This is a genomic window from Psychrobacter nivimaris (assembly GCF_904846365.1).
GTDB lineage: Bacteria > Pseudomonadota > Gammaproteobacteria > Pseudomonadales > Moraxellaceae > Psychrobacter > Psychrobacter nivimaris_B.
The window spans coordinates 1-15,051 of the sequence record NZ_CAJHAL010000011.1; the positions used below are offsets into that span (position 1 = coordinate 1).

14 protein-coding genes are annotated in these 15,051 nt (G+C 42.2%); 9 read left to right on the forward strand and 5 right to left on the reverse strand.

The features are described 5' to 3' along the window. Positions 1-103: 103 nt before the first annotated feature. Entirely contained in the window at positions 104-397 is a 294-nt protein-coding gene (locus JMX63_RS06235; protein WP_201571614.1) for a hypothetical protein, read from the reverse strand. 229 nt (positions 398-626) lie between these two features. On the opposite strand from JMX63_RS06235, the gene JMX63_RS06240 reads away from it, so the two are divergent. Continuing rightward, positions 627-1,547 carry a homocysteine S-methyltransferase family protein gene (locus JMX63_RS06240; RefSeq protein ID WP_201571615.1) on the forward strand — a complete coding sequence of 307 codons (921 nt, stop codon included), beginning with the start codon at positions 627-629 and terminating at the stop codon, positions 1,545-1,547. 224 nt (positions 1,548-1,771) lie between these two features. Here the strand turns inward: JMX63_RS06240 and JMX63_RS06245 are convergent, their stop codons facing one another. Next, complete coding sequence (locus JMX63_RS06245; RefSeq protein ID WP_201571616.1) at positions 1,772-2,650, reverse strand: DMT family transporter; 879 nt, start codon at positions 2,648-2,650, stop codon at positions 1,772-1,774. Between the two features lie 126 nt (positions 2,651-2,776). Next, entirely contained in the window at positions 2,777-3,493 is a 717-nt protein-coding gene (locus tag JMX63_RS06250) for an SDR family oxidoreductase (RefSeq protein WP_201571617.1), read from the reverse strand. Positions 3,494-3,605: 112 nt separating this feature from the next. On the opposite strand from JMX63_RS06250, the gene JMX63_RS06255 reads away from it, so the two are divergent. The 5 genes from JMX63_RS06255 to JMX63_RS06275 all read left to right on the forward strand — a co-directional run bounded on the left by JMX63_RS06255 (position 3,606) and on the right by JMX63_RS06275 (position 10,344). Next, positions 3,606-4,481: a LysR substrate-binding domain-containing protein gene (locus JMX63_RS06255; RefSeq protein ID WP_201571619.1), complete on the forward strand. Its 876-nt coding sequence runs from the start codon at positions 3,606-3,608 to the stop codon at positions 4,479-4,481. A 491-nt stretch (positions 4,482-4,972) separates the two neighbouring features. Then, the gene (locus JMX63_RS06260) at positions 4,973-6,484 is read left to right on the forward strand and encodes a glycosyltransferase family 2 protein (RefSeq protein WP_201571621.1); all 1,512 of its coding nucleotides are present in this window, start codon (positions 4,973-4,975) and stop codon (positions 6,482-6,484) included. 173 nt (positions 6,485-6,657) lie between these two features. Further along, the gene (locus tag JMX63_RS06265) at positions 6,658-7,974 is read left to right on the forward strand and encodes a glycosyltransferase (protein WP_201571622.1); all 1,317 of its coding nucleotides are present in this window, start codon (positions 6,658-6,660) and stop codon (positions 7,972-7,974) included. Then, positions 7,971-9,287 carry a hypothetical protein gene (locus tag JMX63_RS06270; RefSeq protein ID WP_201571623.1) on the forward strand — a complete coding sequence of 439 codons (1,317 nt, stop codon included), beginning with the start codon at positions 7,971-7,973 and terminating at the stop codon, positions 9,285-9,287. Before JMX63_RS06265 ends, JMX63_RS06270 begins: the two co-directional genes overlap by 4 nt. A gap of 61 nt (positions 9,288-9,348) precedes the next feature. Then, positions 9,349-10,344, forward strand: coding sequence for a glycosyltransferase family 2 protein (locus JMX63_RS06275; protein WP_201571624.1), 996 nt, complete (start codon positions 9,349-9,351; stop codon positions 10,342-10,344). A gap of 47 nt (positions 10,345-10,391) precedes the next feature. On the opposite strand, the gene JMX63_RS06280 is transcribed toward JMX63_RS06275, so the two are convergent. Then, complete coding sequence (locus tag JMX63_RS06280; protein ID WP_201571625.1) at positions 10,392-11,219, reverse strand: hypothetical protein; 828 nt, start codon at positions 11,217-11,219, stop codon at positions 10,392-10,394. Positions 11,220-11,351: 132 nt separating this feature from the next. Beyond that, positions 11,352-12,269 carry a LysR family transcriptional regulator gene (locus tag JMX63_RS06285; RefSeq protein WP_101204516.1) on the reverse strand — a complete coding sequence of 306 codons (918 nt, stop codon included), beginning with the start codon at positions 12,267-12,269 and terminating at the stop codon, positions 11,352-11,354. A gap of 244 nt (positions 12,270-12,513) precedes the next feature. Here JMX63_RS06285 and JMX63_RS06290 point away from each other — a divergent pair, with 244 nt between their 5' ends. The 3 genes from JMX63_RS06290 to catA all read left to right on the forward strand — a co-directional run bounded on the left by JMX63_RS06290 (position 12,514) and on the right by catA (position 15,042). Next, positions 12,514-13,653 carry a muconate/chloromuconate family cycloisomerase gene (locus JMX63_RS06290; protein WP_101204515.1) on the forward strand — a complete coding sequence of 380 codons (1,140 nt, stop codon included), beginning with the start codon at positions 12,514-12,516 and terminating at the stop codon, positions 13,651-13,653. Between the two features lie 75 nt (positions 13,654-13,728). Beyond that, entirely contained in the window at positions 13,729-14,019 is a 291-nt protein-coding gene (gene catC, locus JMX63_RS06295) for a muconolactone Delta-isomerase (protein ID WP_101204514.1), read from the forward strand. A 99-nt stretch (positions 14,020-14,118) separates the two neighbouring features. After that, entirely contained in the window at positions 14,119-15,042 is a 924-nt protein-coding gene (gene catA / locus JMX63_RS06300) for a catechol 1,2-dioxygenase (RefSeq protein ID WP_165596830.1), read from the forward strand. Positions 15,043-15,051: the final 9 nt, after the last annotated feature.

Sequence of the window (15,051 nt, forward strand, 5' to 3'; positions counted from 1 at the left end):
TCCAAAAAGTGGTCGATGCCCATCCGTAACTGGACGTCTGCTCTGAATCGCTTTATGATTATGTTTGATGATCGTATAAGCAGGCATTTAATCTAAATGGCAGTTACACAGAATCTGGGATGGGCTCGTTAAGTTGTTTATACAATATCTTCATACCCTCTCTGCCGCCATCATACTTCATTTCATTTTGGCCACGAAGAATAGACTTAGTAGTAGAATCTTTATGTGAGTTAATTTTATCAATAGAATTAAAGCTAGAGTCAGTAGCTACACAAAATAAAGCACCATTCAACTGACTAAGATCCTCAAGGAATCTTATATAACTATTTTCAGAAATATTTTTTAGCTTAATTTCACTGTCATAAGTAAAGCCTTCTTGTAGTTTTAACCTCTTCAACAATTCTGCTAATTTACTTGCAATTTATATAGACCTCATCAGAAAAGCCATGCAATACCTACACTCGAATAAAGCAACCAGATGCCAAAAGCCATAAATTAACGTTACTAACAAACCTGTGGTTGCATCTGACGCTTATTACGCCTAATATTTCGCTCCTTTAAATAATTCTATTTTTAACAATAACACCTCTACAGGTTTGTCTACTCACAATAAAGAAGGATTCGTTATGCCAATAAACACAACCACAATTATTGATGGTGGCATGGGACGAGAATTGGCGAAACGCGGTGCACCGTTTCGTCAACCTGAATGGTCAGCACTGGCAATGATAGAAGCGCCAGAGATCGTTCGTGATGTACACCGTGCTTATATAAAGAGCGGCGCGGCAGTCATTACGACCAACAGTTACGCGCTAGTACCCTTTCATATCGGCGAGGAACGTTTTGCAGCGCAAGCACAAGATTTGGCAGCAGCGTCAGGTGAAATGGCACGTGCAGCAGTGACGCTAGAAGGTACAGCAACCAAAGTAGCTGGCTCTATCCCGCCACTGTTTGGCTCCTACCGTGCAGACTTATTTGATGCTGACCACGTAGAAGATATCGCCACCCCACTGATCAAAGGTCTAAATCCGTATGTTGATTTTTGGCTCGCTGAGACTCAGAGTCTAATCGCCGAGTCTATCGCTGTTCGTGAGCTACTTAGTACGCTAGATACAGATAATAAACCGCTATGGGTAGCTTTTACTTTAGAAGACAGTATGGATATCGATGTACCACGTCTGCGTTCAGGAGAAACCGTCGAGGAAGCCGTAGCAACGATGGCTGCTCTCGATGTCGAGGCAATACTCTTTAACTGCTGCCAACCTGATGTCATCGAGCAAGCATTAGATGTTGCGCAAACTGTACTGCAAGCAAAACAAGCGCAGCATATCAAACTTGGCGCTTATGCCAATGCTTTCCCGCCACAACCAAAAAATGCCGCCGCAAATGATACGCTTAATGAAGTACGTGATGATTTGACCCCGCCTGCCTATCTGTTCTGGGCACAAAAATGGCAGGCACAAGGCGCTTCATTAATCGGCGGCTGCTGCGGTATTGGCCCTGAGCATATTCAGGAATTAAGCCAACATTTCACTGCTACTGCCTAGACATAGGCTGATCTGAACATAGAAAATGTAAGATAATTAGATCGTTGAGCTCATCATGCTGACGACCATCGAATATTATTTGATGGTCGGCATGTTACTGGTCATGGAGCTAGTGCTGTAAGCGCGTCGAAAAACCTAGTAGCAATGGCAGGCTTAAATGAAATTATCGACTAGCTTGTCATAAGTATGAGTATTGTATTTTTAACAGCCTACCCTTCCTACCGCTACCCTGAAGTCTGTCTACCCGTTTGTATCCGTAGGACACCACTTAAAATCAGTACCAACGCTATAATTTCTAAGCTGGTGATGTCCTCGCCAATTATCGCGCCAATGATGACGGCAACGACTGGAGCAATATAAGTAGCACCAGCAGCCCGCACTGGACCTAACGTTTCAATAATAAAATAATAAATCAAAAAAGCAGCACCTGTACCCAAAGCACCCAGACCAAGTATCGTTCCCCACATTGCCCTAGTATCTGTCGACAGCTGGGTTATACCATCGAAATCAATAAGTACGGAAAGCGTTATGACGGCTAACCCCACTTGCCAAGTCGCCAACGCCAGTGGCGGCAACTTCAAAGGAGACAGATAGCGCCGCGCATATACAAAAGACGCACCCACACTCAGAGACCCTGCCAACATCCATAAAACGCCAACGAGAGATACACCAGTAGCGCCTTGCCATGGTCGCGCACTTAATGCGATACCAGCAAATCCTAACGTAAGTCCAATCGCCATTTGCTTGGTCGGACGCTCATCAGGTAAGAACAGCGCCGCGCCCAAAAAGGTAAATATAGGGATTGAACCACTCAATAGACCTGCAATACTACTGGGCAATAGCGCCGTACCTGCGACAAATCCATAATAATAAAATGACTTTGCGAGCACTGACATCACTATAAAGTGTGGCAAATGCTGTAACTGCGCCCGAGTGATTACTTTGCTGTGCCAAGCAACTGCAACCAATGGCAAGAACCCAAATAGCAGGCGTAAAAATACGGTTTGTGAGGGGCTAATTAGAGCCGTCGCCCATTTCATAAAAATAAAATTCGACCCCCAGATGACACCAAGTAGCACCAGTGCAGCATATGCTCGAAACATAACATTGGCCTTAATAAATAGATGAGCTGCTTTTGTCAAGCAGCTAGCGTCGACAGTGTGTTATTGCTTGTACTAACAATCTTGTATTAACTATCTTGTATCAATAGGCTTGTATTGATTGACTCGTTAAACAGAGCGAATGACGCCACCATCAATCCGTATATTCTGACCAGTGATGTATCCGGCAGCTTCAGATAATAAAAAGGCAATCGTTGAGGCGACCTCTTCAGATTTGCCATAACGTCCCATCAGCACACTCTCACGTCGCTCATCGACTTCAGGCAAGCTATCAATCCAGCCAGGCAAGACATTATTAATACGCACACCTTTTGCTGCATAGTCATCTGAGAAAATCTTGGTAAAAGCGCCAAGGCTGGCACGAAAAGCCGTTGACGTAGGAAAAAGCGCAGTCGGCTGCGTTACCCAAGAGTTAGATATATTGACGATAGCACCGCTACCCTGTGCGACCATGATTGGCGTGACCAAACGAATTGCACGTACCGCACTAAGAAAGTAAACCTCTAGCCCTTTATGCCAATCCTCATCAGTGATGTCTAAAATAGGTGCGCGCGGGCCGTGACCAGCAGAGTTTACAAGCGCATCAATACGTCCCCACTGTTGCATCGCCGAATCGACCAAGCGCTGCACATCTTCATTAATAAGGTTGGAGCCAGTAACACCAATGCCGCCCAACTCTTTTGCTAAAGCCTCACCTTTCCCAGAGGAAGATAGAATAGCGACATGATAACCATCTGCTGCAAGTTTGCGAGCAGCGGCAGCACCCATGCCTGACCTGCCTGCGGTGATAAGCGCCACTTTTTTTGTCGTTGTAATATTATTCATCTGTCTTTCTCCATTAGTTATCGTTTCATTTATCATAACCAATAAAATCAGATTCCTAACATCGTAATAAAAGATGCTAGACTATAGAAAATCTACAGTCTAGGAAAACAAAGTGTCAAACAGCCATCGTACATTGCCACCGCTCAATGCCTTACGTGCATTTGAGGCTGCTGGGCGTCATCTTAATTTTCGGGCGGCGGCGGATGAGCTGTTTGTAACACAAGGCGCGGTCGCTCAGCAGGTAAGAATGCTAGAGGAGCATATCGGCTTTCCTTTGTTTCAAAGACTACCAAGAGGCGTAGCGCTCACTAGCCAAGGTTCTGTTTACTTTGCAGAAGTTACTCGCGCTTTTAAAATTTTGGATAAAGCAACAGCTCAGCTACTAAGAGAACCTAAGACTGTCACTATCAGCGTGACACCGACTTTTGCCACTAAGCTATTACTGCCGCGCTTATCTGCTTTGACCGCTGCGGTCCTTGGTGTCGAGTTGCGTACTGTAGCGACTGAATCCGTTGCAGACTTTAACCGTGATCAAGTAGATATCGCGGTACGCCTAACGCGCCCACCATTCCCTGCGACATTTGATACTCATCTGCTGTTTGAACAAACGCTCGTGGCCGTGGCTAGCCCTCACTTAATGGCCAATAGAAAATTGCCCATATCACTTGAAGCGCTACAAGAGATGCCATTGCTCCATGACTCACATCATCATTGGCCACGATTTTTTGGTACTACAGGTAAGCTGCCTGGCGCTGTATTTAACCAGACCGCTTTGGCTTTAGACGCAGCGCTAGCGGGTCAAGGCGTTGCGATTGCTTGTCAGGCTTTTGTACAAGCGGATTTGAATGCAGGAAGATTGGTGCAAGTGAGTGAGTCAACGCTAACAGTCGAGCCAGATTATTATCTCGTTCGCAAAAAGAGTTCGTCATCAACACCAACTGTCGACGCTGTCTGGAACTGGTGTGTCACTCATTTATTACTGGCTTAGCACTGACTTGATTTATTCAGACCTAGCTAGCTAAGCGTTAAGTTAAACGTCAATATAAATAATCTAATCTCAAACTTATTAACGTAGTTAGCTTCTGAAACTAACTACGATTTTAGTCGTGCTTTTCTATCCTACTACAGTCGTGCTTCAGCATAATGATGCAGACCTTCCTACTTTTTTATCCTCGTCTTCTTTCCTCGTTTTATCCTTTTACTAACTACCTAAATTCAAAAGTAAAATACAGTTACCTACCCCTTCTCAATCAAAAAACGCCCTATTTTTACGCGATTAAAATACTAAGTTTTTATGTCACATTACGTACAACTTACACAGTTAATTTATCACAAACAATTATCGGCTAAATCATTACTTAATTTTGTATTAGTATGTATTGGTATTCATTAAATGACTGAGGATACAAGTACTTACATTGTCTATAAGCCATTCTTTTTATATAAATTTCACTTGTTGTACCTGCTTAAGGACCAGACATGACTGCTAACACACAAGAAGCTTTGACTAGCGCAGCACTCAGTTTTCAATTGATGACGCGAGCTGAGCCTCCAGAGTTGGTTATTGCCACGATAAAGTCGTTATTAGCAGTAAAAGAAGCACGCGATGAGATATTGATTCTCGATAATAATAATAAAGAGTCGTCGTTGTATGAGCCGTTGGCAGCATTTTGCCAAAGCTTAAACGCTGAGCTGAATGTCCACTTTTATCACATTGATCGTGTCGAAGGATTCAAAGCGGGTGCTTTAAACTTGGCACTTGGGTTAATGAGTCCAGACTGTAGTCACATTGTGGTGGTCGATAGTGATTACCAAGCATTACCACATGCTAGAGCCTCTATCATGCAGGCTATTGCCCAATATCCTGAGCATACCCTACTTCAGTTTCCGCAGTTTTATCGTAATGAAGGACAGCTCGATGCGCATAGCGAGTTGAATCACTATTTCAATCATCATTTGTATCGTCCTTTTAATCGCAATCGCGCCTTATCAACGGGTACTTACGCAGTCATTCGACGCTCAGATCTTTTGAGCATAGGAGGTTGGTCAGGCGCTTCTATCACTGAAGATGCTCAGATGGGCGTGCTTATGCATCGACAAGGTTTTCGCAGTCAGTTTGTGCCAGAAGTTATTGCCACAGGCTTACTACCTAACACGCTAGATGACCTAATATGTCAACGTCGACGCTGGATCTACGGCAATATGCAAGTGCTCACGGATTACCTGTCAGTTCCGTACAACTCCCCAGTTCAGTATGTCTCGCAATCCAAAAGTATGAGTGAACGTCTAGCATATATACGCGCTCATCTGTCTCAATTAAGTGCTTGGGTAAACTTCACGGGGTTCTTTATCCTTTTGCATATCTGCTCATTATTGGTAATGGTTGATATGCTTTTAATAAATAACGCTGACGTGTCGATGCTTGCACCTTTATATCTGGTTTATGCAGGCTACACATTTTTTATCCTTAGACGTCTATGGGCTTACTGCCGTGATCAATCGCCTCTCAATCAACAAATAGATGACAGCCATCAACCACGTTTTGGTAGAAAAATACGTGCATGGTTGATGCACTTAAACTTTTGGGAGATTGGTGCCTTATCATGGCTTCCGGTGCTATGGGGACGAGAGAAACCTTTTGTCTGTACGCCAAAACAAAACTATATCCAAAGTCGTCAGTCATTATTCCTTAAGAATATATCAGCGTTACCAAAACTTTTACTAGTACTAAATATCATTACAGCTCTAGTTGTAGCACCGTTTTCACCGCTCTATTCGCCAGTATTATTTATATGTGCAGCGGCAGTTTGTATTCTTAAACTAAGCGCAGCCAAGGTAGCAATGGATAATTTCTCTGATGCTCGAGCAGACATACCAAGTATGAGTAAGGTTCTACAACAGACTTTAAAGGTAGCCCATCAAAAGAAGACGACTATCACGACATCTTATGCGACGTCTTTATTTAAAGATAAAAAAACCATCGACTCGTAAGAATCAGTACTGATAAAACTAGTACTTATAAAGATAGCGGTTTATATAAGCCAATTTTGAACCAAGGTCATTCTATTGTCTTTTATCGTTTCTATACTAGGTTCCCTATACACCACTCTACTAACCAAAACGCTTATAGCCATGATGCTTATAACTATAAAGGTCTTAAAAACATGATTAGGTCTTCGAATTCACCGCTACGTATTGCCATTATCGCGCATTCACTTTATCCCATTGCCCAGCCATATGCGGGTGGTCTAGAAATGATTACCCAATTGATTTGTGATGAGCTAGTGGCGCAAGGTCATGAGGTATTGCTTTACGCTCATAAAGATAGCGAGACGAAAGCAACGCTGGTGCCATTATTGACTCGTCATGAGTTTAACAAGATGGTCTATGATAATGAGCATGAAACAGTCGCCATGGGCCGTGAAGAGATGTACCAATATCTCACCTATCAGATAGCCCTACGAAATATTATCGAACGTGATGAGCGCGGTGAAATTGATATCGTACATAACCACAGCTTGCATCACATTCCGATGATGACAGGCCAAGCGTTTGGCGAAAGGTTTTTTACCACTTTTCATACGCCTATTTTTCCACAGTTACGTTTGGCGCTTTTAACACTGCGCGCTGGTACAACCACTAAATTTACAGCGATTAGTAAGCACCAACAGCAGTTATTCGCTGAGTTTGTCCCTTCACAAGTGGTGTATAACGGCATCGATGTTGAATCCTTTACTGCCAATACAGAGTCGCTTGGCAGTACTGATGGTAGCGATGACGAGGTATATTTTTGGTATGGGCGTATCTGCCCTGAGAAAGGCACTCATTTAGCCATGCGGTACTGTATGGAAGCTGGGAAGAAACTTATCATAGCAGGACCCAAAAGCAATGAAGACTACTTCAATCAAAAAGTAGCTCCTTTATTATTTAAAGACAGTAAGAGTGGCGATGACAAACTATTCAGTTACGTAGGTCATGTCACCAAGGACGAGATTAACAATTACTTGTGCCAAGCAACTGCCATGCTATTTACTAGCACTTGGGACGAGCCATACGGATTGACCTTAGCTGAGAGTTTGGCATGTGGCACACCAGTCATTGGTTTCGATGCAGGAGCCAGTGCCGAAATTATTACTCCAGAGACAGGCGTCATCGTACCTAAAAAAGACAAAGTCGCCTTTATCAATGGTTTTTCTACGATTAAAAACATATCACGCCAAGCTTGCCGTGACCGTGCTTTGCAGTTTTGTTCAGTGTCAGCCATGGTAGACGGCTATCTGGAACTTTACCGAGCAGCGTTAAAAAATAGAACTGCGTTAATAGAAGACAATTCAGAAAGCTACATAAGCAGTATCAACAACATCAACAGCTATGAGCTGTCTGATTTAACAAAAGACTCCCTTCAGTTTTTTAATCAAGCCATTCAAGCGCCAGTTGAAACTGATAATGATCTTGTTAGCTTTTCTGAGGGGTCGCAATGATGCGTATCGGATATTATGCGCATCATCACGGCTCAGGACATTGCCGACAGGCAGACAAACTGGCTGCATTGCTACCTAATGATGCAAGAGCGCAATTAACGGTATTTACGAGCTTAGATATAAATAGCTATCGTTTTACCGCTATTGATGAACAACAAATCGTACGTTTAAATGCAGAAGATGAACGCCCAGATGACATACTAGCAGGTCGTGCAGGAGAATATTGGCAACCAGCCAGCCTACATTACTCGCCCGTAGGCAATGGCGACATTCAAAAACGCAGTCACCAAATACTAGACACTATCTTTCAATGTAAGATTGATCTGATGATTATCGATGTCAGCGTCGAGGTGGCAATGCTCTGCCGTGCGGCAAGTATTCCTTACCTTTACGTTAGGCTTCCTGGTATTCGCGATGATGCGCCACATTTGGGTGCATTTGCTGGTGCGCTTGCCTTACTAGCACCTTATCCTAAAGCATTAGAGTCTACCCAGACATCTGAGTGGGTCTGTGATAAAACGCTCTATCTTGACTTTATCTACTCTCAAAAAGCTGAGCCATATACTTATGAGAGCTTTATAGATATTTTGGCAAAATTAAGCGTGAACAATGAAACTTTTGTTCCTAAAACTACAAGCTTACCATCTGACAAGGCTAAATTAACAGACAAGTCCAAAGCTACAACACCTATTATCACCGTCATTAAAGGCTACGGTGGACACAAAGCGATTGACGAAAAATTACCAGAATTGCGCTCACTGCTACCCAATGCATTAATTGTCTCTCTCGGGCCTATAGACGATGACAAACGATGTTATGTCGATATCTCAGCTGAGGTAGATGACATCACACCATTTATTTGTCATAGCGATTATTTGATAATGGCGTGTGGCCTAAATGCTGTCGCACAAGCGTATCATTACGATACGCCGCTCATAGTAGTGCCTGATGACAGGCCACATAATGAACAAGCCGTCATGGCTGAAGCGTTAGTCACTCAAAACAAAGCGCTAAATTGGCAGCAGTTTAAAACCTTAATGAGCGTCAATGATAATCAACCTGAATCTTTTGACCAAGCGATTCATGGTCGAAATAAACCACACCACGCTACCTCGATTGATAGCATTAAAAAAAATAACAGTGAAGAAAATAACTTTGAGGAAGATAGCGGTGAGGAAACCAACGCAGTTACGCCAACAGCTGGTCAGGCGTTTATGCATAGCATCACTGATTATCCTACTACTAAGCTTTGGTTTGAAAACTGGTTACTTCTTCGACTCAACTTAACACCTGAATCAACAATTAAATACTGACTTATTAAATACTGATTTATTAAAAGTAACAGGCAACCTGATAGCGAGGTAAAGATAAACGATGACCATTCAGCCAACAAGTAACGCTAGTACGACTTCTGATTCTGTACCGATGACCGTCATTACGACTTGCTATGGTCGTAATCGTCATCTCTATAACCTACTCAGCAGTCTAGAAAATAGTAGTGTAAAGCCAGCCGAAGTCATTATTGTCAACGATGACGCAGATCCCAATCGGTTAGCTGAATTTCCATTAAATATCGTGAAATTACCGACTACGGTCAAATCAGCTGTAAATGATGGTAGTGATACTACAATTACAGAGTTTGATATCGGACATAATCGTAATCTTGGGGCACTGCAGGCAACTCACGATATGCTGATTTTTTTGGACGTTGATTGTATCGTAGCGCCTACGTTTATTGAGCAAATGTATAAGAAGCTTCTGCAATATCCTAATGCGCTTTTGATGGGTCAACCGCGCTATCTAACGCGACCATTATCAGTAGAAGAAAGTACGCAATTAAAAATCAATCATCTGTCTTTCTCTGTTTTAGATGAGCTATCTGTCTATAACCCTTATCGTTATAATTTTGATGAAGCTGATTCAAATCAAGCTAAAACAGAACAAACCGCTATCAAACAGACTGATGATTATGGTGCATTTTGGAGCCTGTGCTTCGCTATCAAGCGACAGACTTTTGATAAGGTTGGTGGTTTCGACACCCAATATACAGGTTATGGTGCAGAGGATACCGATTTTGCTTTTACAGCACGCCGATTAGATATCGATTTTTACCTCACTGCTGATATCGCTTATCATCAGCAGCATAGTGTCTACCGGCCACCTCTTAATCATCTGGACAGTATCATTGTCAATGCCAATCGCTTCTATAAAAAATGGCACTGTTGGCCCATGGCAGGATGGTTGTCACAGTTTTCCGATATGCGGTTGATTGATTGGACCGAAGAACAGTCATCACTGATAGCCGTGCAACGAGAGCCTAACGATAACGAGATAAAGCGCGCTCATTGCCCAGACGCTCCTTATGTTTAACTATTTCTAGCAATTTTTAGCTAACGAAAACTTAGCTAATCAATATTCTAGTACTGGTGAATAGTCACGCCTTTAAGTAATCGACTCATTTCCTGACGTTCAAAATCCCAATTATGTCCATGCCAAAAGTGAGCAGTTTTATCATTGTCATTGAAACCGATCATTACTATCTCTAACGGTAGTTTCGTGTCTTGAATACTGTGTAAGCATGCTCGAGCTGCCAGCATCAGCCGATATATCAGAAAACCTGATGAGGGTGCTGACGAATGAATATCGGTAAAGTATGGATAGTCAGTAACGACTTTGTGATGCTCTGATAGTACACTGTGATGAATGGTGCTTGATAATAGTTTTTGCATATTCGAAGGAATATCTAAGATGCGATGAGTAGTGATAGGATCGTCATTAGAGCTTGGGTCATCAGCTAATGTTGGAAACTGATAAGGCTGGTTGCTCGTCAATATTCCTAGCGGGGCGGTCTCTGCCATTTGCTCCACCACTGATATATGATTGCTTCTAGGCGGCAGGCCAAAATGCAGCTTACTATCACCAATCTGCCGAAAAAACAGCAACTTAGGTAGTGAACTAGCTAACTGATGGCTAGCAAAAAAATCAGCGCGAATAAAGTGATTAAATAACACTAAGACATCATCGGGCTGTAATAACATCTCAAGCTGCGTCGTGGTCACAGCAGGATTATTTGCAATCAGAACAACTCGTTTGGCTTGATCCAAGGCAGTCTGTATAACGACTGGTAGCGTCAAGAAAGCAGATTGCGCTGTATTTATGTCATTAGATATATATTCGCTATTCTTTGACAGCGCGATACTCTGTTTGAATATTGGTTTTTCTGTATTGGACTCTATATTAGACATAGCAACCTTAGTTAATGTGAACTTTTTATTGCTACTTTAGCATTATTAGCGATTTTTATAGAAAAATTGACGATGTTAGTATGCCTATTGCTTTTGCCTTAAATAAGTAAAGCCCTTAAAACTTATACTTGATCAAATTTTTTCACGCTTATATATGAAGCCTTCTTCGTCATAAATTTGATAAGTAACATCTAATAACGTTTCCAGTAATCCAGACTTATCAAAATGTCTAACACTCATCACGATTGGCGAAGTTAATATCCCCTCTTCAAATGGGATATAGGTTATCTCTTGATGACGTAAATGCTCAAGTGTCTTTGGTACGATAGTCAACCCTTCTCCTGCTGCTACTAACCCTAGGGCAATATGCAATTCACGTACTTCCATGAAATAATTCGCCTTCAAATTACGATTTTCAAATAGTTCTAATACGTAATCAATGAAACTGGGCCTCGGTGCTGTTGGATAAAGTAAGAGGTTTTCATTTGTTAAATCGATCAAGCTTAAACTGTCGCGTTTTTCTTTTGATAATGGGTGTTCGATAGGAACAGCAACTACTAAATCTTCCTCTCTAAGCACCATTCGCCTAATAGAAGCATCTTCAAATAATAACCTGCCAAAACCTACATCTATCTTACCTTCTGTCAATGCTTGCATTTGTTGCCAAGAGTTTAGCTCATACAATTTAACTTCGATATTCGGATGAACTTCTCTGAAACGGGATATTACTCTCGGCAATATGCCATACAATATAGATGATACAAAGCCTATTGAGAGCGAATTATCAAAATTTCCCTTACGAATAGTCATAGTACGCAGATCGTCTGATTTTTTTAAAATTTGAATAGCATGATCATAAAAAAATTCGCCAGCCTCAGTGAGTTTCAAGGGACGATTCTCCCTATCGATAAGCGTAACGCCAATCTCTTCTTCCAACTGTTTTATCTGCCGGCTAAGTGGTGGCTGCGAGATGTATAAACGAGCAGCTGCTTTATTGAAGCTTTTTTCTTCTGCCACGGCTATGAAATAGCGTAAATGCCTGAGTTCCATTATTCTTCCTTGATTGACTTCCTATTGTTTCTATCCTAAGTCGTTCTAATTTCTTCCCTTTTATCCATCACCTACTTCATATACAAAACATCCATACCTAAAGAACATAACATACCACCTACCTTTCGACAAAATACCTAAAAAGTATTAAAAAAAGACTAAATAGGTCTTAGACATGTCGATATTTAACACCTATAGTTCTTATTAAGCATAAGGAAGCCAAAATTTTATACTAAGGATAGATATGATTCGTTCAATTAATACTTTACTAGTACCAATACCTACTATTCGAGCGCATAAACTGGCTTGTACCGTGATGAATGAACAAGTATTGGTTCTGGTGCATATCCAAACCGAAGATGGCTACGAAGGTTGGGGCGAAGCAACGACGATTGGCGGCTTAAGTTATGCTGAAGAAAGTCCTCATAGTATCAAAACTAATATCGATACTTACTTTACCCCTCTCTTGATGAAAGAAAAGCCTACAAGCACAGCAAAAGCAATGCAGCTATTGAATACCCACATCAGCGGCAATCGTTTTGCAAAATGCGCGATTGAAACTGCTCTACTCGACATCGAAGGCAAAAGACTCAATCTACCTATCAGCGAGCTCATCGGTGGTCGCGTCCGTGATCGTATCGAAGTGGCATGGACGCTTGCTAGCGGAAATACTGATACCGATATCGCTGAAGCTCATCAGATGATTGAACAGAGAAAGCATCGGATTTTTAAATTAAAAATAGGTAGCAACCCTATCCTTGATGATGTCGCCCATGTGTTAGCTATTAAACAAGCTTTACCTGATTGCCGCATCACCGTTGATGTTAATCAAGCATGGACAGAGCTTGAAGCTATGAAAGGTATTAGTCTGTTGCAAAATGGCGGTGTTGATTTAATCGAGCAACCAGTATCGATGCGTAATAAATCAGCGCTAAAGCGTTTAACTGAACACTTTGACGTGGCTATTATGGCTGACGAAGTCGTGCAAGATCCACATAATGCGTTCCAATTGGCAACGGATCATTGTGCCGATGTCTTTGCTGTAAAAATCAATCAAGCTGGTGGATTAAAAGCTGCATGCTTAATCGGACAAATGGCACATCTAGCAGGTATCGAGCTTTATGGCGGGACGATGCTTGAAGGACCTATCGGTACGGCAGCATCCGCCCATGTGTTCTCGACATATCCAAGTCTCAACTTCGACACTGAACTCTTTGGTCCTTTGTTATTAACTGACGACGTTTTAGCACAGCCTCTTGATTATCAAAATTTTGGATTGAGTGTACCTACGGGCGCAGGCCTTGGTATCGAAGTAGATAGCGATAAAGTCTATCACTACGCCAAACAAGCAGTCCCTACGTTACCTAAACCATCAAATCCGTAATTCTCTACCAACGCTCAAACTGAAACGCTGTAAAAGTCAGCCAAATTATCTTTCATCACGTATAAGGAAATAATTATGTTATACCACGTCAGAATGGATGTCTTAATCCCAACAGATATGGATACCGATAAAGTCAACGAGCTTAAGGCAACTGAGAAAGCACTGTCACAGAAGCTGCAAGAGCAAGGTAAATGGCGTCATATTTGGCGTATAGCAGGTCAGTATTCTAACTTCAGTATCTTTGATGTTGAGAGTAATGAAGAGCTACACGATATTATGATGTCATTACCACTTTATCCGTACATGAAGGTTGAAGTGACACCGTTATTGCGTCACCCATCATCTGTTCGTAGTGATGACAGTTAAATCAAGGCATTAAATCTGTAATCAGAATCTATAAAAGGTGGGTAAGAATACTCACTGTAGTTACCCCTTAATAAAACAGTCCTCAACAAGGAGAGAGACATGGAACGCAGCCAAATTGAAGCATTAGCCACTCAGTTCATCAAAGGCAAAATCGACTTCCCTGAGCAAGTAAATCCACGCGTACAAGAGATTGTCTTGCGTATCGTGACCGACCTTATGCAAACCATTAACGACTTAAAAATCACCGCCGATGAATATTGGTCTGGAGTTGAATTCATTGGTGATTTAGGCAAAGAAGCCGGTTTGTTATCACCAGGTCTTGGTTTTGATCACTTCATGGACTTGATGATTGAAGAAGATTTAAAAGCAGCAGGTCTTGATGGCGGGACTGTACGTACTATTGAAGGTCCACTCTATGTCGCTGGTGCGCCAGAAGAAAAAGGCTTTGCGCGTCTAGATGACGGCACTGACCTTGACAATGGTACCGTGCTATTTATGCAAGGCACTGTTTATGGTGAAGACGGAAAACCTCTTCCAAATGCCAAAGTTGAAGTATGGCATGCCAACAGCTTAGGTAACTACTCTTTCTTTGATGAATCACAGTCTCATTTCAACTTGCGTCGTAGCATCATTACAGATGAGAACGGCAATTATGCATTCCGCAGCATCGTTCCGCTAGGTTACTCGGTACCACCAGAAGGAATGACGCAAAAAGTATTGGGCGCGCTAGGACGTCATGGTCATCGCCCAGCTCACATTCATTTCTTCGCCAGTGCTGACGGTCATCGCAAACTGACCACGCAGATTAACATCGATGGCGATGAGTACCTATGGGATGACTTTGCTTTTGCAAGCCGCGAAGGTTTGGTACCAGAGGTAACAATGGTCGAAGATGCGGACAAGCTAAAAGAAAAAGCGCTGGATAAGCCTTACGCAAGTATCGACTTTGACTTTCATTTAGTAAAAGATATCGACCAAAACGTCCAAGGCAGCGAAGTAGAACGCCGCCGTGCTCAAGGTTAACGAGCACTC

Bases quoted from the DNA above. Each gene is read 5' to 3' on its own strand.
- JMX63_RS06245 (WP_201571616.1), bottom strand. From the start codon at position 2,650: ATGTTTCGAGCATATGCTGCACTGGTGCTACTTGGTGTCATCTGGGGG.
- JMX63_RS06285 (WP_101204516.1), bottom strand. From the start codon at position 12,269: ATGGAACTCAGGCATTTACGCTATTTCATAGCCGTGGCAGAAGAAAAA.
- JMX63_RS06290 (WP_101204515.1), top strand. From the start codon at position 12,514: ATGATTCGTTCAATTAATACTTTACTAGTACCAATACCTACTATTCGA.
- JMX63_RS06270 (WP_201571623.1), top strand. From the start codon at position 7,971: ATGATGCGTATCGGATATTATGCGCATCATCACGGCTCAGGACATTGC.
- JMX63_RS06275 (WP_201571624.1), top strand. From the start codon at position 9,349: ATGACCATTCAGCCAACAAGTAACGCTAGTACGACTTCTGATTCTGTA.
- JMX63_RS06260 (WP_201571621.1), top strand. From the start codon at position 4,973: ATGACTGCTAACACACAAGAAGCTTTGACTAGCGCAGCACTCAGTTTT.
- catA (WP_165596830.1), top strand. From the start codon at position 14,119: ATGGAACGCAGCCAAATTGAAGCATTAGCCACTCAGTTCATCAAAGGC.
- JMX63_RS06240 (WP_201571615.1), top strand. From the start codon at position 627: ATGCCAATAAACACAACCACAATTATTGATGGTGGCATGGGACGAGAA.
- catC (WP_101204514.1), top strand. From the start codon at position 13,729: ATGTTATACCACGTCAGAATGGATGTCTTAATCCCAACAGATATGGAT.
- JMX63_RS06265 (WP_201571622.1), top strand. From the start codon at position 6,658: ATGATTAGGTCTTCGAATTCACCGCTACGTATTGCCATTATCGCGCAT.
- JMX63_RS06250 (WP_201571617.1), bottom strand. From the start codon at position 3,493: ATGAATAATATTACAACGACAAAAAAAGTGGCGCTTATCACCGCAGGC.
- JMX63_RS06280 (WP_201571625.1), bottom strand. From the start codon at position 11,219: ATGTCTAATATAGAGTCCAATACAGAAAAACCAATATTCAAACAGAGT.